We start from the raw sequence: 1,171 nt of genomic DNA on the forward strand, positions 1-1,171 counted from the left end.
GGTGGCCGGAATGTTTCAGTTTCACGAACTTTGTTTATCTTGGCAGATAGAACTCAGTTCGCTTTGACGCGACCACGCAAATGCGCGAAACGTTATGGGCAAGGTTTCCGGACGAAAATGCTCCGAAAGAACCCTAAATAAAAAAAACATTTTATGAAATATTCAAATGCAGAACGGAATCACGTAATCATAAAAGGAAGAGAAAAAGCCTTTAGTGATTTTATTGCTCAAGATTATAATGGAATGAAGCATAAAGTACGAAATGCTATAAGTTCAAACAGTGAAGATGCATTGACTTGGAGTTGTTTTGAAGTATTAGCAAATCTTCCTCTAAATTTAAAAATTAACGCTTTAGATGAAATATTAGAAGACTCGTATGAAGGAAAATGTAACTTTAAATTTGTTGAAAATAACTATACAGAAAAGCAGATTGAAATTTTTGTTGGAAAAAAATATTCTGGAAAAGTTACAGAAGAAAGTACCGAAGTTGATGCGAGTATTGAATTGCCAGACAAATTAATTTTTATCGAGGCTAAACTTTATAGCTCTATAAGCCAAGCTGACCCAAAAAAACCGCACGACCAAATTGCAAGAAAATTGCGTGTAGGTTTAGATTGCGCAGAATGCTTAGATAAAGAGTTTTATTTTATTTTTTTAGACATTGCTCCACCAAACAAATTATTGAAATATACAAAAGAGAAAAAAAGTAAAGAAAATGCTTTAAAAAAATCGCCAGAAAAATGGAAAAATGCTTGGTGGTTTAAGTATTATAAATTTGGTAGAAGAAAGAGTTTAAAACCTTTGAGAGAATGCCTAAATGGAATTCAAGTAGAGTCAATTGAAAAAGTGTCAGAAAATATGGGTTGGCTAACTTGGAGTGATTTGTACAAAAATATTCTTCGAGGATTAGTTAGAAACTTGGAACAAGTAAAAGACAATAAATAATAACCCAGCCCATAACACTGCATTTACGCAAAAGCTGGTTTTTAGTAAGTTGGGCGCTTGTTCTTTCCAAGAAAATTCTATCTTAGCAGAGAGAACTCTGCTCCTATTTCCGCTTCTGCGCAAATGCAGGGAACGTTACAAAAACCTTGTTTTTCCACATAAATCACGAAACGCTGATTTGGAAATAATATTTTTTCTTCTTTTTTTGAAATATGATTCTCATGCC

General features: G+C 33.2%; 1 protein-coding gene. It reads left to right on the forward strand.

All coding sequences use genetic code 11. The features are described from left to right. The first annotated feature begins 153 nt into the window (after positions 1–153). Complete coding sequence (locus tag BLP55_RS16600) at positions 154–945, forward strand: hypothetical protein (RefSeq protein ID WP_139149813.1); 792 nt, start codon at positions 154–156, stop codon at positions 943–945. Positions 946–1,171 lie beyond the last annotated feature (226 nt).

The sequence above is a fragment of the Flavobacterium caeni genome, assembly GCF_900101895.1.
Taxonomy (GTDB): Bacteria; Bacteroidota; Bacteroidia; order Flavobacteriales; family Flavobacteriaceae; genus Flavobacterium; species Flavobacterium caeni.

What these genes read in the sequence shown, in the direction of transcription:
- BLP55_RS16600 (WP_139149813.1), top strand. Translation starts at nt 154, where the DNA reads ATGAAATATTCAAATGCAGAACGGAATCACGTAATCATAAAAGGAAGA.